Annotated in this window: 18 protein-coding genes; 3 read left to right on the top strand and 15 right to left on the bottom strand. The window is 65.3% G+C overall.

The genetic code is table 11. The features are described 5' to 3' along the window. Positions 1–217: 217 nt before the first annotated feature. The 5 genes from corA to glnA form a co-directional block, all read right to left on the bottom strand. Entirely contained in the window at positions 218–1,183 is a 966-nt protein-coding gene (corA, locus tag LSQ66_RS02390) for a magnesium/cobalt transporter CorA (RefSeq protein WP_231768221.1), read from the bottom strand. A gap of 40 nt (positions 1,184–1,223) precedes the next feature. Beyond that, positions 1,224–2,687, bottom strand: a complete 1,464-nt coding sequence (ntrC, locus tag LSQ66_RS02385; RefSeq protein ID WP_231768220.1) for a nitrogen regulation protein NR(I) — start codon at positions 2,685–2,687, stop codon at positions 1,224–1,226. Between the two features lie 3 nt (positions 2,688–2,690). Further along, a complete protein-coding gene (gene glnL / locus LSQ66_RS02380) occupies positions 2,691–3,782 on the bottom strand; it encodes a nitrogen regulation protein NR(II) (protein WP_231768219.1) in 1,092 nt (363 codons plus the stop codon). Then, complete coding sequence (locus LSQ66_RS02375) at positions 3,779–4,255, bottom strand: DUF4124 domain-containing protein (protein WP_231768218.1); 477 nt, start codon at positions 4,253–4,255, stop codon at positions 3,779–3,781. Before LSQ66_RS02375 ends, glnL begins: the two co-directional genes overlap by 4 nt. Positions 4,256–4,350: 95 nt before the next feature. Then, positions 4,351–5,766, bottom strand: a complete 1,416-nt coding sequence (glnA, locus tag LSQ66_RS02370; protein ID WP_231768217.1) for a type I glutamate--ammonia ligase — start codon at positions 5,764–5,766, stop codon at positions 4,351–4,353. A gap of 238 nt (positions 5,767–6,004) precedes the next feature. Between glnA and LSQ66_RS02365 the strand changes: the two genes are divergently transcribed. Next, complete coding sequence (locus tag LSQ66_RS02365) at positions 6,005–6,463, top strand: rhodanese-like domain-containing protein (protein WP_231768216.1); 459 nt, start codon at positions 6,005–6,007, stop codon at positions 6,461–6,463. On the opposite strand, the gene LSQ66_RS02360 is transcribed toward LSQ66_RS02365, so the two are convergent. The 9 genes from LSQ66_RS02360 to LSQ66_RS02320 form a co-directional block, all read right to left on the bottom strand. Beyond that, positions 6,460–7,890 (bottom strand): sulfatase-like hydrolase/transferase, encoded by a 1,431-nt coding sequence (locus tag LSQ66_RS02360; RefSeq protein ID WP_231768215.1) that lies wholly within the window; start codon positions 7,888–7,890, stop codon positions 6,460–6,462. The two genes, LSQ66_RS02365 and LSQ66_RS02360, sit on opposite strands and share 4 nt — an antisense overlap. A 127-nt stretch (positions 7,891–8,017) precedes the next feature. After that, entirely contained in the window at positions 8,018–10,507 is a 2,490-nt protein-coding gene (locus LSQ66_RS02355; RefSeq protein ID WP_231768214.1) for a TonB-dependent receptor plug domain-containing protein, read from the bottom strand. Between the two features lie 174 nt (positions 10,508–10,681). Then, positions 10,682–12,043 (bottom strand): TAXI family TRAP transporter solute-binding subunit, encoded by a 1,362-nt coding sequence (locus LSQ66_RS02350; protein WP_231768213.1) that lies wholly within the window; start codon positions 12,041–12,043, stop codon positions 10,682–10,684. Between the two features lie 179 nt (positions 12,044–12,222). After that, the gene (locus tag LSQ66_RS02345) at positions 12,223–15,360 is read right to left on the bottom strand and encodes a transglycosylase domain-containing protein (RefSeq protein ID WP_231768212.1); all 3,138 of its coding nucleotides are present in this window, start codon (positions 15,358–15,360) and stop codon (positions 12,223–12,225) included. Between the two features lie 123 nt (positions 15,361–15,483). Then, positions 15,484–16,281, bottom strand: coding sequence for a competence/damage-inducible protein A (locus LSQ66_RS02340; RefSeq protein WP_231768211.1), 798 nt, complete (start codon positions 16,279–16,281; stop codon positions 15,484–15,486). A gap of 2 nt (positions 16,282–16,283) precedes the next feature. Continuing rightward, on the bottom strand, positions 16,284–17,108 hold the full coding sequence (locus LSQ66_RS02335) for an EI24 domain-containing protein (protein WP_231768210.1): 825 nt from the start codon (positions 17,106–17,108) through the stop codon (positions 16,284–16,286). Then, positions 17,108–18,109 carry a sterol desaturase family protein gene (locus tag LSQ66_RS02330; RefSeq protein ID WP_231768209.1) on the bottom strand — a complete coding sequence of 334 codons (1,002 nt, stop codon included), beginning with the start codon at positions 18,107–18,109 and terminating at the stop codon, positions 17,108–17,110. Before LSQ66_RS02330 ends, LSQ66_RS02335 begins: the two co-directional genes overlap by 1 nt. Beyond that, entirely contained in the window at positions 18,106–18,885 is a 780-nt protein-coding gene (locus LSQ66_RS02325) for a polysaccharide deacetylase family protein (protein WP_231768208.1), read from the bottom strand. Before LSQ66_RS02325 ends, LSQ66_RS02330 begins: the two co-directional genes overlap by 4 nt. A 21-nt stretch (positions 18,886–18,906) precedes the next feature. Then, positions 18,907–19,875, bottom strand: a complete 969-nt coding sequence (locus LSQ66_RS02320; RefSeq protein WP_231768207.1) for a YVTN family beta-propeller repeat protein — start codon at positions 19,873–19,875, stop codon at positions 18,907–18,909. A gap of 238 nt (positions 19,876–20,113) precedes the next feature. Here LSQ66_RS02320 and LSQ66_RS02315 point away from each other — a divergent pair, with 238 nt between their 5' ends. Together LSQ66_RS02315 and LSQ66_RS02310 are read left to right on the top strand one after the other, a co-directional pair. Continuing rightward, the gene (locus tag LSQ66_RS02315; RefSeq protein ID WP_231768206.1) at positions 20,114–20,470 is read left to right on the top strand and encodes an FKBP-type peptidyl-prolyl cis-trans isomerase; all 357 of its coding nucleotides are present in this window, start codon (positions 20,114–20,116) and stop codon (positions 20,468–20,470) included. After that, positions 20,470–20,682, top strand: coding sequence for a hypothetical protein (locus LSQ66_RS02310; RefSeq protein ID WP_231768205.1), 213 nt, complete (start codon positions 20,470–20,472; stop codon positions 20,680–20,682). The genes LSQ66_RS02315 and LSQ66_RS02310 overlap by 1 nt, the downstream gene beginning before the upstream one ends. 86 nt (positions 20,683–20,768) lie before the next feature. Here the strand turns inward: LSQ66_RS02310 and LSQ66_RS02305 are convergent, their stop codons facing one another. Next, entirely contained in the window at positions 20,769–23,729 is a 2,961-nt protein-coding gene (locus LSQ66_RS02305; RefSeq protein ID WP_231768204.1) for a TonB-dependent receptor, read from the bottom strand. Positions 23,730–23,785 lie beyond the last annotated feature (56 nt).

Here is a 23,785-nt window from a genome sequence, read left to right as displayed (position 1 = left end):
ATTGAGATCTATTCAATATATTCAGCCGCGATCAAAGCACGGCTGAAGGAGCGGCGCAACGCGGGGTTGTTGCTGCGTGGCTACAAGATGAAGGAAGAAGCGGGACAAAGATACCGGCCGGGCGGCCGCCGGAGACAATTGAGGCCCGCCATTGAGGGCTTTCTGCGGCAGATGTAAAAACTTGTCCCCGCCTGTATTTCTTTGTCGTGATTTTGTACTACAGCCAGTTCGCCTTTTTAAAACGCCGGTACAGATAGAAACTGGTGCCGAACATTAATAAAAGAGCAATAGGATAGCCATAGGGAGAATTCAGCTCGGGCATATATTTGAAATTCATGCCCCAGATGCCGGCGAAGGCCGTGAGCGCAGCGAAGATCGCGGCCCAGGCCGCCAGGCGCTTGTTCACCTCGCCCTCTTCCAGCGCCACCATCGACAGGTTCACCTGGATCGCCGTGCCGATGGTGTCGCGCATGGTGTCGAGGGTGCCGTTGATGCGGTACAGGTGATCGTGCACGTCGCGGAAGTATTCCTGGGTGTTGGCGCAGATCGCGGGCACGCGGCCGCCGTGCAGCTTGCCGATGGCGTCGAGCAGGGGCGCAACGGCGTGGCGCAGGGTCATCACCTTTCGCTTCAGCTCGTACAGCCTCTCGATATTGGCGCGCTGCGAGCCCTGGATAAAGATGCGCTCCTCGATCGCTTCCAGCTCGGTCTCGAACAGGTCGACGATGGGGAAGTAGCGGTCCACCACGGCATCCATGAGCGCGTACAGCACGAAGGCCGCCCCCTGCCTGAGCAGCTCGGGTTCCTGCTCGGCGCGCGCGCGCACGCCCAGGAAGCCGTGGCTGCTGTTCTGGCGCGAGGAGAGCACATAGTTGCGGCCGACGAAAATATCGACCTCGCCCACCTGCAGCTCCTCGTCCTCCAGTTCCACCGTCTTCACCACCACGAAGAGGGAGTCGCCGTATTCCTCGATCTTGGGCCGCTGGTGGCCGCGCTGGGCATCCTCCACCGCCAGCTCGTGCAGGCCGAATTCCTCCTGCATCAGGGCCAGCTCGTCCGGCTGCGCGTCGCGCAGCGCCACCCAGACGAAGGCGTCGGGGCGGGACACGTATTCGCTGATGTCCGCCACCGGCACATCCGCCAGCTTGCGGCCATCCTGGTAGGCGACGCAGTTAATCAGCATTGACAAGCACTCCGGGCAATCGATGCCCGAAGCTTACCATTCAGTCGTCCTTCGCGCCGTCTATGCCGAGTTCGGCGATCTTGCGCGTGATGGTGTTGCGCCCGATGCCCAGGCGCACGGCGGCATCGTTCTTGCGCCCGTGCGTGAACTTCAGGGCCGTGCGGATCAGGGAGGACTCGAACTGGCGGCCCAGCACGTCCATCACTTCCGGCTGCCCCGCCGCCAGCATGCTGGCGGCCTGCAGCTCGAGCAGGCTGAGCCAGCCATCGGGCGCGGCCGCGGCCGGCGCGCTGACGACGGTGCCGTGATGCTGCGGCAGCTGGTGTTCGGCCGCGGCGCCCGCCCCGCCCTGACCCTGGCTCAGTTCGAGCGGCAGGTCCTTCACCTCCACCGTCTGGCCCGGCGCCATCACCGTGATCCAGTTGCACAGGTTCTCCAGCTGGCGCACATTGCCCGGCAGGTCCAGGCTCTGCAGGAAGGCCAGGGTGGCGTCGCTCATGCGCTTGGCTTCCACGCCCAGCTGCTTGGCGCTCTGCACCAGGAAGTGGCGCACCAGGATGGGGATGTCCTCGCGCCGCTCCCGCAAACTGGGCAGGCGCAGGCGGATCACGTTCAGGCGGTGGTACAGGTCCTCGCGGAACAGGCCGTCGCGCACGCGCTGCTCCAGGTTCTGGTGGGTGGCCGTGATCACGCGCACATTCGCCTTCAGGGGCTGGTGCCCGCCCACGCGGTAGAAGTGGCCGTCCGACAGCACACGCAGCAGGCGGGTCTGCAGGTCGAAGGGCATGTCGCCGATCTCGTCGAGGAAGAGCGTGCCGCCCTCGGCCTGCTCGAAGCGGCCGCGCCGCGTGGCCTGGGCGCCCGTGAAGGCCCCCCGTTCGTGGCCGAAGAGCTCCGACTCCAGCAGGTCCTTCGGAATCGCCGCCGTGTTCAGGGCGATGAAGGGCTGGGACGCGCGCGGGCTGTGCTTGTGCAGGGCGCGCGCCACCAGCTCCTTGCCCGTGCCCGATTCGCCCGTGATCAGCACCGTCACATTCGACTGCGACAGGCGGCCGATGGCGCGGAACACCTCCTGCATGGCGGGCGCCTGGCCCAGGATCTCGGGCGTTTCGGCCGGTCCCGATTCCACGCTGGCCTCGCGCAGGCTCTCGTCCAGGGCGCGGCGGATCAGCTCCACCGCCTTGTCGATGTCGAAGGGCTTGGCCAGGTATTCGAAGGCCCCGCCCTGGAAGGCGGCGACGGCCGAGTCCAGGTCGGAGAAGGCGGTGATGATGATGACGGGCAGGCCGGGATGGCGCTGCTTGACGAGCTGCAGCAGGTCGAGGCCGGAATCGCCCGGCATGCGGATGTCCGACACCAGCACCTGCGGGGTTTCCTGGTCCAGGGCCGCGATGGCGTCGCGCGCATTGGCAAAGCTGCGCGTGGCCAGGTTCTCACGCGCCAGCGCCTTCTCCAGTACCCAGCGGATCGATTCGTCGTCGTCAACTATCCAGATTGGTTTCATGTCTTATGGCAATGGCAGCAATATCCTGAAGTCGGTGTATCCGGGTCGGCTTTCGCATTCGATGACGCCCAGGTGCTGGTGCACGAAGGTCTGCGCCAAGGTCAGGCCGAGGCCGCTGCCCCCGTCCCGGCCCGAGACGAGCGGATAGAAGATGCGGTCGCGGATCTGCGGCGGAATGCCCGGTCCATTGTCGATGATATGCAAATCTAATGCCAGGTTGTAACGGACCTTCGCCAGGGTGACCTGGCGCGCCACCCGCGTCCGGAAACGGATCTCGGCGTCGCCGTTCTCGATGCGCCCGGCCAGCGCCTGGGCCGCGTTGTGCGCGATGTTGAGCACGGTCTGGATCAGCTGTTCCTTGTCGCCCCGGAACTCGGGGATGGAGGCGTCGTAGTCGCGCAGGATGGCCAGGCCGCTGGGGAACTCGGCCAGCATGAGGCTGCGCACCCGCTCCAGCACCTCGTGGATATTCACGTCGCCCACGATGTGCGGGCGGCGGTGCGGCGCCAGCAGGCGGTCCACCAGGGTCTGCAGGCGGTCCGCCTCCTTGATGATGACCTGGGTGTACTCGCGCAGCTGCCCCAGGTGCAGGGGCGGCAGCTCCATCTCCAGCAGCTGGGCCGCGCCGCGGATGCCGCCCAGGGGATTCTTGATCTCGTGCGCCAGGTTGCGGATGAGCTCCTTGTTCACCTGGCTCTGGTCCAGCAGCCTTTCCTCGCGGTCCAGCTTCATCTGCTGCACGGTCTCGCGCAGTTCCAGCAGCAGCCCGTCCTCCGGCGCCTCCAGGGCGCTGACGATGCCGTGCACATGCAGGGGTTCGCGCCCCGCCCGCTCCAGCGCGAGCTCCTGGCGCAGGTCGGAGAACTTGTGGGCGCGGGCCTGGGCCAGCACATGGTCCAGCTCCGCCGTGTTGATGAAGAGATCGCGCAGCGCCAGGCGCGACATGGCCTTCAGCGACGATTCCAGCAGGTTTTCCGCCGCCGCATTGGCGTAGACGATATGGTTGCTGGCATCGAGCAGCAGGACGGCTGAAGCCAGCAGGTCCAGGCCGGCCAGCTCGGCGGGCCGCGGGGCCGGCTTGCTTGCACTATTCATCGGATGTTCGAGATTTCCCGCTTCAGCGCTTCCACGTTCTTTTCCGAACGCGCAATATTGTCGCGCAGCCCGGCCACGCGTTCCTGGTACTTGGCGTAGTTGCGTTCGTCGCCCCGCCGTTCGGGCTCGCCGTTGTTGAATTCCGCCTTCAGCTCGCCCAGCCTCTTCATCTCCGCGTTCAGCTCCTCGGTGAGGATGGCGCGCCGGTCGGCGTCGCGCGCCTTCTGCTCCGCCGTGTCCACGCGCGGGAACTGGGAAGCGGCGGCTGGCACCTGGGGCCGCGCGCGCGGCGGCGGCGCGGAGCGCGCGGCCGGAGCGGGAATGGCGCCCGGCAGATCGAGCAGCGTGCAGTGGCTGCCCTTGCGCGTATCCGTGTATTCCTTGTGCCCGTTGGCATCCACGCAGCGATAGATCTGGGCCTGGGCCGAACCGGCCGCCAGCGCCAGCGCCACTACAAGAATCCTCGTTTTCATGCCCCGACTATACAACATCCGAAAAAAAACGCGAGGAAAGCACAGGCTTGCCTCGCGTTCTCCGGCAGCCGGCCCGCGGGCCGGCGGCAGCGCCATTACAGCGAGTAGTACATGTCGAATTCGACCGGATGCGTGGTCTGGCGCATGCGGGTCACTTCGGTCATCTTCAGCTCGATGTAGGCGTCGATCATGGAGTCGGTGAACACGCCGCCGCGGGTCAGGAATTCGCGGTCCTTGTTCAGGTGATCCAGTGCCTCTTCCAGCGATGCGCAGACGGTCGGGATCAGCGCGTCTTCTTCCGGCGGCAGGTGGTACAGGTCCTTCGACGCTGCTTCGCCCGGATGGATCTTGTTCTGCACGCCGTCCAGGCCCGCCATCATCAGCGCCGCGAAGCACAGGTACGGGTTGGCCAGCGGATCAGGGAAGCGGGTTTCGATGCGGCGGCCTTTCGGGTTCGCCACGTGCGGAATACGGATCGAGGCCGAACGGTTGCGGGCCGAGTAGGCCAGCTTCACCGGCGCTTCGTAGCCGGGCACCAGGCGCTTGTACGAGTTCGTGCCGGGGTTGGTGATGGCGTTCAGGGCCTTGGCGTGCTTGATGATGCCGCCGATGTAGTACAGGGCGAAGTCGGACAGGCCGGCGTAGCCGTCGCCTGCGAACAGGTTCTTGCCGTCCTTCCAGATCGACTGGTGCACGTGCATGCCCGAGCCGTTGTCGCCCACCACAGGCTTCGGCATGAAGGTGGCGGTCTTGCCGTAGCTGTGGGCCACGTTCCAGACGATGTACTTCAGGTTCTGGGTCCAGTCGGCGCGCTCGACCAAGGTCGAGAACTTGGTGCCGATTTCGTTCTGGCCTGCGCCCGCCACTTCGTGGTGGTGCACTTCGACCGGGATGCCCATGGATTCCAGGATCAGGCACATTTCAGAGCGCATGTCCTGGAAGGAGTCGACCGGAGGCACCGGGAAGTAGCCGCCCTTCACGGTCGGACGGTGGCCGCTGTTGCCGCCTTCGATGTCCTTGTCGGTGGACCAGGAAGCTTCGTCGGAGTCGATCTTGACCATCGCGCCGGACATGTCGATCTTCCACTTCACCGAGTCGAAGATGAAGAATTCAGGTTCCGGGCCGAAGTAGGCGGTGTCGCCCAGGCCGGAGGACTTCAGGTAGGCTTCCGCGCGCTTGGCGATGGAGCGCGGGTCGCGGTCGTAGCCCTTGCCGTCGGAAGGCTCGATCACGTCGCACTGCATGAACAGCGTGGTCTCTTCCATGAAGGGGTCGATATTGGCGGTGTTGGGATCGGGGATCAGCAGCATGTCGGAGGCCTCGATGCCCTTCCAGCCTGCAATCGAAGAACCGTCGAAGGCGTGGCCCGATTCGAACTTGTCGATGTCAAAGGCGGACACAGGCACGGTCACGTGCTGCTCTTTACCACGGGTGTCGGCGAAACGGAAGTCAACGAATTTGACTTCGTTTTCTTTTACCATCTTCAGTACTTCTTCGGCGGTCATTGCCATGCGTATCTCCTAAGTGAAAAGGGCTGCCGCAGCGGACTGCGGCACTAAGCTCGTAGTTTGTTAAAGCATGTTTCATGCCAGCCGGCATCAGCGCTAGAATCCTTTTAGCAAGGCTCTGCACCATGGCGAGTCACTGCACCGTTAAGGTGCATTCATGGCATTTTGCACTGTTATGGTGAAAATGCATCGCTGTGGTGCATGAATATCATAAACGAAGATCAAAACGGAAAGACAGCCCATGGCAAGCCCCGAGCAGATTCTCGAACGCGCCCGCGCGCGCGACACCTCCCTCCCCTATGCCGGTGCCGTGACGCCGGAAGAGGCGTTCCAGCTGCTGAAATCCGATCCCGCAGTGCGGCTGGTGGACGTGCGCACCAATGCGGAGCGGGACTGGGTGGGCCGCGTCATCCTGCCGGAGGCCCAGCATGCCGCCGTGCAATGGAGCACCTGGCCGGGCGGCGTGCCCAACCCGGATTTCCTGTCCCAGCTGGCGGCCGTGGCGAAGCAGGACGAGGTGCTGCTCTTCCTGTGCCGCTCCGGCGTGCGCTCGCGCCATGCGGCCAGGCTGGCCACCGAGAACGGCTACACGCAGTGCTACGACATCCTGGAAGGCTTCGAGGGCGACAAGGACGCGGCAGGCCACCGCAAGACGGTGGGCGGCTGGTGCAAGGCGGGCCTGCCCTGGATGGGCGCCTAAAGGCCCGCATCGGACCACAGGGCGAGGTACTCGCCCGAGCGGTTCAGCAGGTCGCGCTCCATGTCCCGCAGGCGGCCCGGCGGCGGCCGGTCCTCATGGACGCCGAAACCGCTGTAGCCCAGGCCCAGGCGCCCCTGCGGCACCTCGAAGCCAGAAAACTCGAGGATGGTGGGCAGCAGGTCGAAATGGAGCAGCTGCTCCCGGTTCGGCCGCGGCGCCTCGCGCGCGATGAAGGCATTGAAGATGCTGCGCCGCGCCTGCCGCTCCAGCCGGGCGGACAGGGGATTCTTGCGCGCCAGGTGGTCGCCCACGATCACGATACTGGTACTCTCCATCAGGCCGCTTTGCCGCACATGCTCCACGAAGGCCGCGGCCTCCCGCGCCGTGCAGGCGACCACGCCCGCGAAAGCGGCGAAACCCTGCCTGGCGCAGTCCGGCGACAGGTAGTTTCCCGGCTCGTGCATGTCGGAGGTGAGCAGGGTCAGGTTGAAGCGCTGGCGCGACGCGGCCAGCTCGCCCAGCTTGCGCCGCGCCTGGCGGAACAGGTCGGCATCGTTGAGCCCCCAGCCGTTCATGGCGCCCGCCGCGGCGCCCTGCCGCAGCCACTCCTCCCGGCCCAGGATCTCGTGGTAGTGGTGCTGGCGCAGGAACTTGTCCTTGCCCGCAAAGCCGGTGGAGGCGCCGCCCAGGAAGACGTTGCGGTAGCCCTGGGCCGCCAGCAGGTCCGGCAGGCAGACGGCCCTCTTCAGGAAGGAATCCATGACCTGGCCCTGGGTGTTGCCGTCGAAGAGGGTGACGCGCTCCAGCGGCACGCCGCACTGCGTGGCCACCATGGCTGCAATGGTCCAGCCTGTTCCTGGCGCCTGCGCATAGACAGGAAAGCTGGCGGCGCGCAGCCCGCCCAGGGGCGCCAGCAGGTCGCGGCCGAAGGCGGCACGGTCGGCATAGCCCGCCTCCAGGCTTTCCACGTAGATGAGGATCAGGTTCTTCGGCGCCTTCGCCTTCAGCGCGGCGGGATCGGGGCGCACATAGTGTGCGCCGAAGTAATCGGGCCCGAAGCGGGCGCCCGCGTACTTCAGGGCCGAGAGGTCGCACAGCCAGAACAGCGCCGCGGCCGCCAGCAGCAGCTGGGGAAAGAAGCGGTGCAGCCTGCGCAGCCAGGGCGCGCCTGCCGCGGGCAGGCGCGACTCGGCCAGCCACAGCAGCGCCAGGAACAGCAGGGGCGCCAGCACGCACCAGCGGATGAAGCGCCGCGTGAAGACAGGATCCGAGCTGCGCACGAGCTCCACGCCGAACTGCAGGTGGTAGGCGATCTGGCCGATGTCCGGATCGCCGAAGTAGCGGTGGATCCAGTAGCTCAGGCAGAAGAGGAACAGCGCCAGCAGATAGAAGCCGCCGCGCGCAAGCTGTGAGAAGGAGATGTGCATGGCTGCCCATCTTCCCAAGCTTGTGTATCAGGCAAGTTTCCTGCTGTGAAGGTTTTGTATCGAAGCGTTGCCCAAAGTACAAAAGCCCGCCCCGGCGGACCGGGACGGGCTTTCTGGCTGCGCTTTCTTAGAACGCGTAGCTCATGCGGGCGTAGACGTAACGGCCCGAACGGCCGAACGGCGAGTAGTTCGAGAACGGCGCATTGCCGGTCGTATTCTGCGCCGTGGTGTAGGCGTCAGGATACTGGTCGAACAGGTTGTCCGCGCCCACGGCCAGCGACAGCTGCTTGCTGAAGGCATAGCGGCCCTCCAGGTCCACCAGCGTCTTGGCCGATGCCCACTGGTCCAGCGTCGCAGGCGATGCCGGAGTCAGGATCTTGCCGTAGCGCGTGGCGCGCAGGGTGGCGCCCCAAGGGCCCATGGACCAGGTGCCGCTGGCCGAGAACTTGGTCTTCGGCGTGCCTTCCTCGAAGGTCAGCACGTTGACGCGGTCGAACAGGATGGGCGCCGGGCTCAGGGCTGCCAGCTGTGCCGTCGCAGGCACGCGGGTCACATCCGTCTTCGTGTAGTTGCCCGCCACCGTCAGGTCCAGCTTGCCGGCCTGGCCCAGGGAGAAGGGATGGTTGAAGACCACGTCCACGCCATCGGTCGTGGTGTCCACGCCGTTGATGAAGAAGCGGCCGCCGCCGATGCCCACGAAGCCGCGCGAAGTCAGGAAGTTACGCACGTTGGCGGCGGTCAGGTTCTCCGACAGCACGATGCGGTTGCGGATCTTGATCTTGTAGCCGTCCACGGTCAGGCTGCCGCGGCCCAGCTTCATCACCGCGCCGAAGGAGTAGTTGGTAGACTTCTCGGCTTCCAGCGGCTTGGCGCCCATCGCCACCGCCGCCGGATCGCTCGGCTTGAAGGTGGTGATGTCGAACGGCACGCCGTTGATGAAGTTGGTCGAGGTCGAGGTGAAGAACTGCTGCTGCATCGACGGCGCACGGAAGCCGTTCTGCACCGAACCGCGCAGGGCGAAGTCCTTGGTGAAGTTGTAGCGGCCTGCCAGCTTGCCCGACCAGTTGTTGCCGAAGTCGGAATAGTGCTCGCCGCGCACAGCGAAGGAGCCCAGGAAGTTCTGGGTCAGGTTCGCTTCGAAGTCGGCGAACACGCTCAGCGCGGTGCGGTGGTTGTTCGACGCGTCGCTCGGACGGAAGCCAGGGAAGACCTGGGAACCGGAAGCGGTGGGCGCGCCGCTCGGCAGCAGCACGCCGCCGTTGCGGTAGGAGTCCGGCTCGCCCGCCTCCAGCTTGTAGCCCTCGCGGCGCGCTTCGGCGCCCACGGCCACGTTCAGGTCCGACGCCAAGCCCACGTCGAACTGGCGCACGCCGGACAGGTTGAAGGTGAGCTGGTCGTAGGAGTAGCCGCCTGCGTCGAAGCTGGTCTTGGACGAGGGGCCGATCGAGCGGTTCAGCGTGTTCTCGATGGTGTAGTCCATCTTGTTCTTGCCGTAGCTCAGGGAGGTGTCCATGTCCCAGGAACCCAGGGTCCAGGTCACGCCGCCTGCCGCGCTGAAGTCGTCCACATCCGGAGCGATGATCGGCAGGAAGCCGTTCGGATAGATCTGGATGGTGTTGTTGTCCTGCAGGGCGCGGCGGAAGAAGCCGCCCGAACGCGCTTCGCGCTTCTGGTAGCTGGTCCAGCCGTACAGCTTCACGCCGTCGCCCAGGTTGTTGCCCGCGTTGACGAAGACGGTGGACTGCTTCATCTCGGGCTCGCCGTACCAGGCGTTGAAGCGGTTGATGGTGGCTTCGCGCGGATCGAAGGCGCCGTTCACCAGCGGGTATTGCTGGCGCATGTCGTAGCCGCTGCGCTCCGTGTGCGCCTGGTCCTTGTATTCGGCGGCGATGGTCACATAGCCGGTATCGCCGAAGCCCAGGCCCTTCCACAGGCTCACGGTGCCGGTCTGGCCGTCGGTGCGCTTGCGCGAGGTGGGGCCGGCGGACCAGTTGGCGCCCGCTGGCGGCGGCGCCACGGCGAACTCGTATTCGGTCAGGCGGGCGCCGTAGCTCACGGTCGCTTCGCCGCCGGTGCGGTCGGTGCGCAGGCGGATGTTCACCACGCCCGCGATGGCGTCCGAGCCGTATTGGGCGGACGCGCCGTCGCGCAGCACTTCAATGCTCTTCACCATCGCGGTAGGGATGGTGTTCATGTCCACGGCGGCCGAACCGCGGCCGATGGTGCCGTTCAGGTTCACCAGCGAGGAGGTGTGGCGGCGCTTGGAGTTCACCAGCACCAGGGTCTGGTCAGGCGCCAGGCCGCGCAGGGTGGCCGGGCGGATGGTGTCGGTGCCGTCGGCCAGGCCGGGACGGGGGAAATTCAGGGACGGCAGCGCCACGGACAGCGCCTGGCTGATCTCGGGCACGCCGGTGTTCTTGATGCTGTCGGCCGAAATGACGTCGACCGGGGCCGAGGTGTCGAGCACAGTGCGGTTGGAAACGCGGGTGCCGGTCACCACCACGGTGGCCGTATTGTCGCCCGCTGGCGGCGCCGACTGGGCGAAGGCCGCACCGGCGAACAGGGAAGCGATGGTTGCTGCGAGCAGGCTCTTGTTTGGAACGGTATTTCTCTGCATTGTTGATCCCTTCGGTTTTTTTTTGAGGCTTGATCGAACGATGAGGCTTATTCGGTCTTGCGCGTGAAGACCTAATTTAATGTAGTGACGAGCCTGCTTACCTGTCAATTAATTCGGAACCAAATATTCACCGTTTGGGGAAGAAACAACATTGTTTCGTTTTAACAAGTACGATCACTCCGTAGAACTACGTAGTTGATTCTGGATGCGGTCGCGCACGAAGTTGATATGGCTGCGCAAGCCGTACAGATCGTCGGCGAAGGAGAGCGGGATGGAGAGGCGGTTGACGCGGTGTTCGATATCGTTGAGCCGTTCGAGCTGGGCGCGGCACACGGCCTCCAGCTCCCCGGGCGCGGCGGCCTCCAGCGCCTGCTCCACGGCGCGCAGCTGGCCATACCAGCGGTAGATGCGGGAACGGATGCGCCACACGTACAGCGGCGGCACGACGCGCGACAGGGGCAGGATCAGCGCGCCCAGCGCCACCACCACCACCCACATGCGGTCGAAGAAATTGGCCAGCCAGAAGTTCATGTAGCGCTGCAGGAAGGGCGGGCCGTCCTTGTAGAACTTGGCCGCCTCCTGCGCCACCGGAATCTCGGAAAAGCGCGGCGAAGGGAACTGGCCCTGCTGCTGGAACCACCCTGCCCCGCCGTGAATGCGGGCGGCCGCCTGCACGAAGAGATCGACCAGGGCCGGGTGCAGGTCCTCGCGCGCGACGAGCGTGGCGGTGGGCGCGATCAGCTGGTAGTCGTGCGCGGGCAGGTCGCGGCCCAGGTCCACGATTCCGCGCGGCAGGGTCACATGGGTGAGGAAAGGCAGGCGGCGCGTATAGGCCTCGGCCTGGGTGAAGTCGAAGAGCGCGATGCCGGGCGTCTGCAGCAGCATCTGGATCAGGGGATCGTCCGGCGCGGCCGCGAACACCATGCCGTCGATACGGCCCTCCAGCAGCTCGATGGTGGCGGGCGTGTTATCGAGCTGGCTGGCCTGCACCTCCTTCACATCGACGCCGTTCACCTCCAGCACCTGGCGGAACAGGCGCGGCGCCCCGCTGCCCTTGGCGCCGATATTGATCTTCATGCCCTTCAGCTGCGTGAGCCGGGCGATGGGCGCATGGCCCTTCTCCTCGCGCAGGAAGAGCCAGAGCGGCTCGGTGAACAGGCTGCCCAGGGACACGAGGCCGCGCCGCTCGGCCTCAGCCTGGTCGGTGGAGCCGCTCTGCACGAAAGCGATATCGACCTTGTGGTCGTTCAGGCGGCGCAGGTTCTCGCGCGAGCCGTGCGAGCCCTGGAGGGTGACGGCGATGCCGTGCCTGCCCAGCTCCTGGGCGTACTTCTGGCCGATGCGGTCGTAGGCGCTGTTCTCCTGGCCCGTGCCCAGGGTGACCTGGCGCGGCGGGGCGGGATCGACGATCAGGTAGGCGGCCACGCAGGCCGCGGCGATCAGCGCCACCGTGGGCGCCGCGCTCGCAACGAGATCACGGAACGAGAAGCGGGTAAATTTCAGGATGCGGCCGACGCGCTGGCGGATAGGTTTCATCCGCAAAGTATAAGGGACACGGGACGGAGGGGACAGACCTCGGGGGGTCTGTCCCCGGTAGCCCAGTCGACCGCCGAACACGGTCGGCGCAAACTGCGTTCGGTGGCGGACTATGTTTTCGGGGACAGACGGGGGCGCCGAGCTCCCCGTCCGGGGTCCGTCCCCTCTGCCGCGAGCTCTTAGCGCCCGCAGGCTTTGATGGGGGCGCCGAGGGCGGCGGCGGCAGCGGCTACCGAGCCGCCCGGCTTGGCCGCCGTCTGCGGTTCGATCAGGGGCATGAGGCTTGGCGCCAGCACCGTCAGCAGCTGCACCGGCAGCGCCGAGGTGAAGTCGTAGTTCTTCGACTCGGGGCCATGCACATAGGCCGTCATGCTGCCGAAGAAGCGCTCGCCGATATTGAAGACGAAAGTCGCCGAGCGGTTCACGTAGCGCGATTCGATCAGGCGTCCGCCCGCCGCGTACACGTCGAAGCGCTGGTCGCCCGTGCCGGTCTTGCCGCCCACGGGAATGATCGCGCCGTCCGCGCCCACGAAGGCCGCCTTCACGCGCTTGGCCGTGCCGTCCGATACCACGCCCTTGATCTCGTCCGCCACCTGGCGCGCCACTTCAGGCGCCAGCACCTGCTCGTTGCTCGTGCTCTTCGCCTTGCCCACCTTGGTGTCGTATGGCGTGCCCGCCGCGAAGTGCAGCGACTCGATGCGCTGCGTGGTCTTGCGCACGCCGCCATTGATGATGATGCCCATCATCTCGGCCAGCGAGGCGGGACGGTCGGCCGATGCGCCCAGCGTGGTCGCGTACGACGGCACCAGCGAATCGAATGGATAGCCCATCTTCTTCCACTGGCGGTGGATCTCCATGAAGCTCTCCATCTCCAGCAGGCCCGCGATGCGCTTGTCCTGCGCATGCTTGCGGTGGGTCTTGAACAGCCACTGGTAGACCTCCTGGCGCTCCTTCTCGCTGGCCGCGACCACGTCGCTGAAGTTGGCGCCGTCGTGCGAGCGCAGGTAGGCCACCAGCCACAGTTCCAGCGGGTGCACATTGGCCAGGTAGCCGCGGTCGGCCAGGCTCCACTTGTCCATCGCGTACTGGTCGTACATGCGCTGCAGGCGGTCGTCCGGCACCTCGTTCTGCGATTGCAGGTTGCCGTTCACGAACATGGTGAATTCGTCCAGCGACGCTTTCGGGAACAGGGTGCGGTGGATGTTCGCCAGGCGCACCGGCGTCGGGCGCACGCTGTCGACCAGGATGCGGTCCAGCTCCGTGACCTTCTTGCCCTTGTACTTGGCGTAGAAGCGCGACAGGAACTCCTTGCCTTCCATGTCCGCGAAGCGCGCCAGGTAATCGGCGCGGCGCGGGTCGTCGGCGTCCGCCAGCAGCGTGGCCGAAGAGCCGGGCATCTGGAAGGAATAGTACTTGGCCACGTCGCGCATCAGGCGCACGAAGACCAGGTTGGTGGAGCGGCGCAGGCCTTCGCGCACGGTGAGGATGCGCGAGTCGTCTTCCTTCGAGAAGTTGCCGAAGTAGTGCAGGCCGCCGCCCGTGAAGAAGCCTTCGCCCGGGTTGCCCGAGTACTTGCGCTCCATGGCCGCGTTCAGCATGTCCGGCAGGCTGCGCTTGGCGGCCGGCGTCGCCAGCATGTATTCGATGCCCCAGGCGCTCAGGCGGTCCTTGGGATCGACCGCCACCTTCTTCAGTTCATCCGGGCCCTTGTCCTTGTACTTCTTCCACAGCTGGTCCACGATGTCCAGGTAGGTCACCAGGGTGCGCAGCTTGGCGGTGGAACCCAGGTCCAGCTTCGCGCCTTCGTTGATGTCCAGCGGCTGGTCGTAGTTATCGGTCTGTACGCGCAGGTAGTTGACGTTGTCGCCCCTCTCCAGCAGCGTGAAGCTGTACACCACATTGGCCGGGTCGCCGTTGCCCAGCATGCCCTTGCCCGTCAGGCCCGCCTTCTGCGCGGTCTCGGCGTCCTTCAGGTCGCGCAGCACCTGCGTGACGGATTTCTGCGCGTCCGCGTCCAGGGTGGACACCACCGAGAGGTCCAGCCGGTCCAGGTTGTACATGCGGTTGTCGCCCAGCAGATTGGCCAGGTGCACGCGCACGGCGTTGGATGCCTTCTTCGCCACATAGCTCATGGGCGGCGCCGACTGCAGGCCCGAGCCGTGGGCCGGATGCAGCTTTTCCTTCAGCGCCTTGTCGCGCAGGGCGGGCGTGATGATGCCCGCCTGGGCCAGCAGGCGCAGGTGGCTGTTGGCCAGCACTTCCAGGTCTTCGTCGCCGTCGCCCAGGTAGTGGCTGGGGCGGCGCTGCGCGATCAGCAGGCTCAGCGCCTCCTTGAAGGCGAGCGCGCTGCCCGGCTGGTCCATCTTGCCGCCCAGGAGGCGGTTCACTTCGTCGAAATCGCGCCCGTACCACACCCACATGCCGTCGCCGATGCCGTTCACTTCGCCATAGCCCGGCTTGGCCGACAGGGGCACGGTGTTCAGGTAGTCCACCACGATCTGGCGGCGCACGGCGGTGGTGTCCTCGCCCTGCTGGTAGGCGCGCAGCGAGGCCGAAATCATCTGCTGCAGCTTGTCCTTCATGGAGCCGGTGCGGCCCTCGGGCGAATGGCGGTACTTCTCGATCTGCGTGGCCAGGGTGCTGCCGCCCGCGGCGCGGTGGCTGCCCGCGCCCACGGCGCTGGCGGTCTTTTCCAGCACGGCCTTGGACAGGCGGTCCCACTCCACGGCGGGATTGCGTTTCGGGTAGGTCTTGTCCAGCAGCTCGCGGTTCTCGATGAACAGCAGGCTTTGCACGAGTGCGGCGGGCGCCTGCTCGAAGCCCGGGTAGATACGTTCCGGATAGCTGGTGGAGAACAGGGGCTGGGCGCGGCAGTCGTAAATGGTCAGGCCCGTGCGCGTCTTTTCGCGGTAGGTGGTGAACACGCCCATGTCCGACAGCTCCACCATCTTGGGCGAGAAGCGCGCCTGCGAGGTGATTTCGTAGTCGCGCGTTTTCAGCTTGCTCAGGTAGTCCGGCAGGTTGGCATAGCCCAGGCGCTCGTCGTAGGGGCTGTCGTGCGGGAAGCGGATGGCGTCGCTCGGCCCCGGCTCGACCTTGTAGTTCAGTTGCTTGACCAGATGAGTGAAATACCTGGCCTGCATGGCCGAGGTGCGGAATTCGCGCAGCATCCACCATACCGCCAGGGACAGCAGCACCAGCATCAGCACAATGAAGGCGTTGCGGGAGCGCTTGCTCTTGCCGGGCTCCGAAGGCGGCGGAGTGGCGGACTGCTCTTCGTCCAGGCGCGGACTTTCTTGATCGTATTGGGAAGACATAAGTTCAGACAAAGTTACTGCGTGCAATGCCATTGCACCACATCAGGCAAACGTGCATGGGCGATACAATTGAAAATCTCATCGGGCCCCAGCTTTTTCGCAAAAAAACAACGACGCCTGCTGTCATCCGGACAACTCGGCCGGACGGAATTCCGCGCCCAGTTTTTCCAGTTCTCCGCACAGGCGCGCAAACGCCGCGGCGGCCTGTTCGGGCTCGCCCTTCACGCCCAGTTCGATATGGCGGCGCGTCTGCGCATCGCCCACGCTGGGCAGGCTGAACACCTTGATGCGCGGGAAGGCTTCTTCCAGCGCCAGCATCAGGGGTGTCAGCGCCGCTTCCGCCGCCTCGTACACCAGCACCGCGTGTTCGGCGCGCGGCTCGCGGTTGAACAGCTGCGCGTACTGCGTGTCGAGCACCCACTCGATCATGGGCCAGGCCATCACGGGAAAGCCGGGCACGAAGTGGTGGCTGCCGATGGAGAAGCCAGGCACATTGTTGTAGGGGTTGGGGATCAGGCTCGCGCCTTCCGCAAATTCGGCCATCTGCAGGCGCTGCAGGTTGTCCGGCGCGTCCAGGTCGGCCTCGTGGCCCGCCTCCTGCGCCATCTGGCGGATGCGCTGCTGGATCATGGCCTTGCCCTCTTCGTGCAGCACCAGGGGCTGGCCCGCCGCGATCGCCGCCGCCTGGCGCGTATGGTCGTCCGGCGTGGCGCCGATGCCGCCGCAGCAGAACACGATGTCGCCGCTGGCGAAGGTGCGGCGCAGGGTATCGGCGATGCGTTCGCGCTCGTCGCCCAGGAATTCGGCCCAGCCCAGCTGCAGGCCGCGCGCCGCCAGCAGCTGCACCACTTTGGGGAAGTGCTGGTCGGTGCGTTTGCCCGACAGGATTTCGTCGCCAATGATGATCAGTCCGATTGCCATGCTCAGTCCTGTTCGACAGTAAGCTCCCGCGGCCGGCGCCGCAGTTGGGCCAGCGCTTCAAGACAATAGTATTCGAACCACAGGCCCGTGAAGATAAATATCAATACATAGAGCCAGATCGACGCCGCCAGCAGGAAAGGGAAGAAGACGACGGCAATGGCCGCGCCCCCTACCCACAGTACAGCAGGCAGGGAACCGGCAGCGCCCGATACCACGCCGATGGCCAGCAGCTGCCAGCGGTGTTCGCGCACCAGGGTGTGGCGCTCCTCCTCGCTGGCATGGTCGGCCAGCGCGTCGTAGCTCATGACGCGGCTGGTAAGCCAGCCCCACAGCAGGGCCGAGGACAGCACGGCCAGCGGCGGCAGCGCGTACAGGGGCAAGGTGCAGAACCACACGCCCACGAAGATGGCGAAGGAGCCGAGCGCCTTGCCCAGGCCGCCCAGCAGGCTCCCTCCCCGCTTGCGTTCCAGCTCCGGGAAATGGCGCCCGCCCACATGGCGCACGATCACAGGCATGGCCGCGGCGCCGATGAAGACCAGGGCCGTCAGGATCATGAGCGGCAGCAGGAGCAGCATGGCGAAGAAGGGAACGACCACCGTCTTCAGCATGCCCATGCCCAGCCATTCGAGCCAGCTGCTGGTGCTGCGGAAGATCTCGTAGTCCACGAAGTGCATGTGCAGCCAGTCCAGCAGGGGCTGGAGGCCCAGCCAGAGCAGCGCGGCCCACAGCGCCACGGAAAGCGCGAAGGGAACGACGCTGAGGACGAGCATCTTGCCGTGCAGCTGGGACAGCAGCGCGCGGCCGTAGGCGTTGGCAACGGCGCGCATCAGCCCGGCCTCCTGGCGCTGGCGAATTCCACCATGCGTTTCAGGCCCAGCCACTGCTGCTGCCAGAAACCGCGCCCGTAGTTGCGGCCCGGCTTGAGCACATGGCCGTCGGCATCGGTGCGCGGCAGCTGGTCGCGCACGCCCGTGGCCTCGAAGCTGGGCGTGAAGTTCGCGGTGCGGAAAAGGATGTCCCACACCGGCAGCAGCACGGCGAAGTTGCAGCCGCCCAGGGAGCCCTTGCCTTTCGATTCGTGGCCCACGCCGATGGCGTGGTGCATGCGGTGGTAGCGCGGCGACACCAGCAGGCGCTCGCCCAGCCAGCCGAAGTGGATGCGCACATTCGCATGCTGCAGGCTTTGCAGGATGCGCGAGAGCGAAACAAGCAGCACGTACTGGCTGGGCGGCACGCCGATGCCGAGCGCGATGAGGGCCATGTAGAGGTCGCGCAGCAGGTCGTCCAGCACGTGGTTGCGGTCGTCGCTCCACAGGTTCATGTTCTGCTGGCTGTGGTGCAGGCTGTGCAGGCCCCACCACCAGCGGAACTGGTGCTGGGCGCGGTGGAACCAGTAATCGAAGAAGTCCAGCACGGCGAAGTAGATGAAGAAGCTGGTGAGGGGGCTCATGTCCGGCGCCAGGTTCTCCAGGTTGAAGGCGCTGATGTTCTCCAGGTGCAGCCAGGCCGTCACATGGTCCATGAGGGGATCGACGGTGAAGAAGATCAGCACCGGGAACAGGCCGATGCGGTGCAGGAGGGTGTAGACGAAATCGTTCCAGCGCGCGCGCGGATCGTCGAAGCGGTGCACGGGAATCATGGACTCCATCGGGCGCAGCACGAGGAAGATCAGCACCAGTTCGCAGATGCCGATCAGGAACCACTCGGTGCCCTCGAAGGCGTCTTCGACCACGTCGCCCAGGCCCGCGTAGTACAGCAGGGGTTCGATCACGGTCTGGAACAGCCAGGCCTGGGCCATGGCAAACCAGTCGGTCAGGGTGTCGATCATCGTTGTTTCATATAAGGTGAATAGGCGGGATGCTCGCGCAGGGTCGCGAAGCAGAAGCCCTTCTTCTCCAGTCCCGCGATCAGCGGCTCCAGGTTGGCCGGGGCCCAGGGGTCCCTGCGCGACCAGATGCCCATATGGGCCATGAAGATGTCGCCGTCGCGCAGGCCGTCCAGGGCCCGCTTCAACAATAGCGCATTGGGATGACTGGCGCTTGACAGCTCGTCGCCCGAAAAGCCCGCGGGCGCCCAGCCGGCGTGCCGGTAGCCGCAGCTGTTCCCGGCCGCCAGGGTGCGCGCCGACGTGCGCCCGCCCGGCGCCCGCCACAGGGGGTCGAGGCGGCGGCCGGTGAGCTGTTCGAAGCGCTCGTCCACCCGCTTCAGTTCAGTGCAGTACTGCTCCGGCGTCCACACTTCGCGCTGGCCCGCGTGGGCGCCGAACTGCGGCTTGACCTGGATGCGGCCGTCCGGCGCATCCTTTTCATAATAGACGTGGTCGAAGGTGTGGGTGCCGAAGGCATGGCCTTCGGCCACGCGCGCCTTCCAGTAATCGGCCCAGGACGGGTCGAGCGAATAGTCGCCCCGCACCGTCTTCTCGTTGGCGAGGAAGAAGGTGGCCTTGATGTGGTGGCGCTTCAGGGTGGCGGCGATCAGTTCGGCCTGCGACTGGCTGCCGGTGTCGAAGGTGAGGTAGATGGTGCCGCTGCAGGCCGCATGGGCGGTCCCGGCGGCCAGGAGGGCCGCTCCGCCGATGGCGTTGCGGAAAGCGTGTCGCTTCATTGGCGCCTCGCAGCGGGCTCCTTACATGCGGGCCGAGGAATTGGCGAAGAACACGCCGTGCGGCGAGCGGCCGACGGGAATCATCTTCACCACCTTGCGCGAAGGCAGGTCGATCACGGCCACCTTCTTGATCCAGCGCAGCGTGACCCACATGGTCTTGCCGTCGTCCGTGATTTCCATGCAGTCCGGGCCGCCCGGCACATTGATGGTGCCCACGTTCTCCAGCGTCTTCTGGTCGATGATGTTGATGGTGTTCGACACGCGGTTCGAGACATAGGTCAGGCGGTTGTCGCCCTGGGCGCGGAAGTTGTGCGTGCCCGCGCCGGCCTTGATGCGCTTGACGGACTTCTGCGCGCGCCAGTCGATCACTTCCACATAGTCGCTGCCCATGATGCCCACCAGCAGGTACTTGTCGTCCGGCGTCATCGCGATACCGGCCGGCAGCTTCCCGACCGGCATGGTCCACTTCACGTTCTGGGTGGCCAGGTCGATGGCGCTGATCTGGTCGCTGCCCTGCTGGGTGACGAAGGCCATGGTGCTCTTCGCGTCGAAGGCGATATGGCTGGGCAGCTTGGGCAGGGGCACGCGCTTGCTCAGCGTGAAGTCCTTGCCGTTGTACTTGTACAGGTCCACGCGGTCCAGGCGCAGGGAGGTGGCCAGGAACCATTTCTGGTCCGGCGAGAAGCCGATCTGGTAGGGATCGAGGATGTCCTTGACGCGGCGCTGCACCTGCCCGGTCTTCGGATCGAGGAAGACCAGCTCGTTGCCCACGGCCGAGGCAACGATCAGGGACTTGTTGTCCGGCGTGGCCATGAGGTGGTGCGGCTCCTTGCCCACGGCGAAGGTCTCCAGGCTCTTGTGCGTGCCCTGGTCGAGCAGCTGCACGGTCGCGTCGCGCGAATTGAGCACGACAACGACATTGGCCTGCGCGGCCTGGAAGCCTGCCAGCAGAAGGAAGAAGACGGAGGCGCGGCGGATACTGCGGAACATGGGAAAGCTCGCGAGAGAGGATACAAGGCCTTATTTTACGGGGAAACGCGCGAAGAATAGTTATAGCCGACAAGATTTGGAGGAGATTGCGCGCCGCGCACAACAGCTCTTTGCAGAAGGTCATGCCTCCTTGTCCACACTCGTGGAAGGAATGCCAACACCATGGCGCGGCGGCGGTGCGTGGATTACAATCAAAGGCTAAGCTGGCAACAGCTTCCACCCACCATCAAGGAGCACCATGGCCATTACCACCACCCCATCGGGACTGCAGTACGACGATATCACCACCGGCGAAGGCGCCGAGGCCAGGGCCGGCCAGAACGTCACCGTCCACTACACCGGCTGGCTGCAGAACGCCGACGGCAGCAAGGGCGCCAAGTTCGATTCGAGCAAGGACCGCGACGATCCCTTCGAGTTCGCGCTGGGCGCGGGCATGGTGATCCGCGGCTGGGACGAAGGCGTGCAGGGCATGAAGGTGGGCGGCACCCGCCAGCTGATCATCCCGGCGGACCTGGGCTATGGCGCCCGCGGCGCGGGCGGCGTGATTCCGCCCAACGCCACCCTGATCTTCGACGTCGAACTGCTGGACGTCTGATGCCCCGGCTGTACCGCGCGCTGCTGGCGCCCTGCGCGCTGGCGGCCACTGCCGCGCTGAGCGGCTGCGCCGTCGTGGCCGCGACCAGCGCCGTCGTGGGCGCGGGCGTCACGGTGGCCTCCACCGCCGTCAGCGCGGGCGTGGCCGTCGGCAAGGGCGCCTACTCGGTCGGCAAGGCCGTGGTGGGTTCGGACGACGAAGAGAAGAAGTAAGGCCCCCAAACAAAAACCCCGGCAGCTGGCGACAGCTGCCGGGGTTTTCTTATGGCCCCGCGAGGGGCCATGTCACGCAGGGAGTCTTAGAACTCGTAGCGTGCGGTCATGCGCACCGAACGGCCTTCCTGGTAGCCGGTTGGCGACTTCCAGTTCAGGTCCAGCTGGTTTTCGTTCGGGTTGGTCGAGTTCGACGTAGCACGGCTGAAGTCGCGCACTTCCGAGTACTCGGTCGCACGGCGGCTGTTCAGCACGTTGAACACGTCCAGCTGCAGGGTCAGCTTGCCGTTAGCAACTTTCGGCAGGTAGGCCAGGGACATGTCCAGGGTGGTGGTCCATGGCGTACGGCCGAAGGTGCCGCGGCTGTGCAGTTCGGCCAGCTTGGTCTTCTCGTTCAGGCAGTAGAACGAGGAGGCGGTGCTGTAGCCGGCTGCGTCGTCGAAGTCGGCTGCGGTCGGCGGTACGAAGCCGATGCAGCTTACCGGACGGCCCGACGCGATCTGCGCGTTGAAGCCCAGGCGCAGGGTGTCGGTCAGCATGTAGTAGCCGTAGCTCTTGAACACGTGGCGGCGGTCGTTGGCCAGGTAGCCGTTGGCGCCGTCGTCCAGGGAAGCGAAGTCGAAGTCTTGCGACACGCCGGCGTCTTCCTGGTTGATGATCGAGTTCACGTAGCCTTCAGCCGTGCCCTTGGACTTGGACAGAACGTAGGACACGTTCAGGCCCCACTTGCCGTCGAACGGGTGGTCCAGGGTGAATTCCAGGGCGCTGTAAGTACGCTTGTACTTGTCCAGGCCCAGGTAGCTGGCCGGGAAGGTGATCGGAATCAGCTTGCCGTCGTCCGCTGCGTCGACCATCAGGGTCACGTCGTTACCCGGATTGATGATCATGCACTGCGCCATCGAGCCGGAGTCGAAGTGGCTGTAGCCCTTCTCCTGCATGTACTTGTCGAAGCCGCTGTGCTGGCAGTAGTCGTCCATGCCGTTCTGCACCTTGCGGTGGATGCCGCGCACGCCGGCGCTCCAGCCCTTGGCGATCGACTTCTGGAAGCCCAGGATCAGCTCGTCCTGCGACATCGGCTTCAGGCCCATGTCGGCGATGGTGGCTGGATGCGGCAGCTGGCCGTCGTCGTTCTGCACCACGTTGCCGATCTGCGTGCTCACGGTCGGCGCTGCGGTCACCGGATCAACCGCGGTGTAGCGGTAGAAGGTGTCGCGCGACAGTTCGCCGCGGGTGGCGCGGATGTTGGTGTTGGAAGCGACCGGGATGTAGTAGCGGCCGGCGTTCGCGAACACCTTCAGCGATGCGTCGCCGTTCACGTCCCATGCCACGCCCAGGCGCGGTGCGGTCAGCTTGTCGGCCTTGACGAAGCTCACGCCGTCGCCATTGCGGTTGTCGAAGGATTCCCAGCGCATGCCGCCGTACAGCAGGATGTCCTGGGTGATCTTCCAGTTGTCCTCGATGTAGTAGGCATCGTTCTGCACTTCGAAGGAGCCGGAGGTGGAGCGGATCTCGCGCTTGCGGACGTACTGCTGGCCCGGGCCGATGTTCACGCCGTTGATCACGCCCGATGCGCCGGTGACGTTATAACGCCAGTACACGTCGCCCGAGAAGGTGCCGCCGGCAGCCTTGGAGGTGAACTTCTGGTTGTCGACACCGCCGCGGAAGGTGTGGTTCTTCCAGGTGTAGTCCACGTCGAAGCGCCACGATTTGCGGTTGTCTTCGTCGTCGCCAGCCTTTGGATCTTTCCAGGCGGAAGAGCTGAACGGCTCTTTCCAGCAGCCCAGCAGGTTCACGTCCTTGTCGTACACGGTCGGGCACTGCAGGGCGGACATGCGGGCGCCGGTGGTCTTGTCGACCTTTTCCTTGACCTTGCCGCCCAGCACGGAGACGGTCAGCGAGTCGGTCAGGTAGCCGGTGTACTTACCGATCAGGGTGTGGCCGCCGCCGGTGATCTCGGAGGCTTCGCCGTTGCCGGTGTGCGAGGTGCGGTAGCCGGTGTAGGCGTAGTCGGTGTACTCGTACTTGCGCTTGGTGGTGATGCCGGTGAACTCCACGCGGTGCATGTCGTTCGGGGTCCAGTCCAGCTTGATCATGCCGTTCGGCTGCTTGTCCGTGCGGTGGTAGCTGTTACCATTCTGGAAAATGTCGCGCTTGTTGCTCTTGCCTTCGATGATACCGAAGAAGAACAGCTGGTCCTTGATCAGCGGGCCGCCAGCGTACACGTCATAGGTCAGGGTCTGGAACTTGTTCGGCGATTCGTAGTTCAGGTACTTGTCGCCTTCGTCGTTCTTGCTCAGGGTGTCGGTGCCCTTGGCGCGCAGGCTCTCCGGTTCGAAGATGACAGCGCCGCCGGCCTGCCACTTGTTCGTACCGCGCTTGGTCGCGATCGAGATCACGCCGCCCAGGGAACGGCCGTATTCCGCGCCGTAGCCGCCGCTCTTGACCTGCTGCGAGCCGATGGCGTCGAAGGGCAGGTTGGCATAGGACAGGAAGTTACGGATGTTGGTAACGTCGAAGCCGTTGATGTAGTAGCCGTTTTCCGCCACGGAAGCGCCGGCGAAGGCTGGCAGGCCGCCAGCGCCCAGGTCCGGGTCGCCCTTGACCACGCCCGGCGCCAGGATGGCGACGGCGTTCACGTCACGTGCCACTGGCAGGGCGCGCAGCTGCTCGGCGGTGAACACGGTGTTGGACTCGACGCTCGACACGTCGATGGCGCTGCGGGCACGCGAGATGGTCACGGTGGTCGGCGTGTCGAAAGCCACGCTGGTACCCGAACCGATGGACACGGTCACGTCGCGGGTCTGGCCACCGGAAATAACCTGGTAGGCGCCCGGCTGCAGCTTGGCAGCGGTGAAGGAACCGTTTGCGTCGACCGTCACGGTACGCGACAGGCCGGTCTCGGTGCTGGTGATGGTAACTTTCTCGCCTGGCTTACCGCGGCCGAAGATGGAACCTTCGGCGCTCTGCGCGTAAGCAACCGACGAGATCAGCATACCGACCGCCAGAGCGACAGCAGTACGCGGAATGCCCGCAGTGCTAAATTTCATGAATACTCCCGGAAGTAATTTTCGTGGACTAGAAAGGCCAACTTTATGGTTCGGCC

Source organism: Massilia endophytica, assembly GCF_021165955.1.
Classification (GTDB): domain Bacteria; phylum Pseudomonadota; class Gammaproteobacteria; order Burkholderiales; family Burkholderiaceae_D; genus Rugamonas; species Rugamonas endophytica.
Note: the sequence above shows the minus strand (reverse complement) of the source record. Positions and strands in the feature narration are given on the sequence as shown.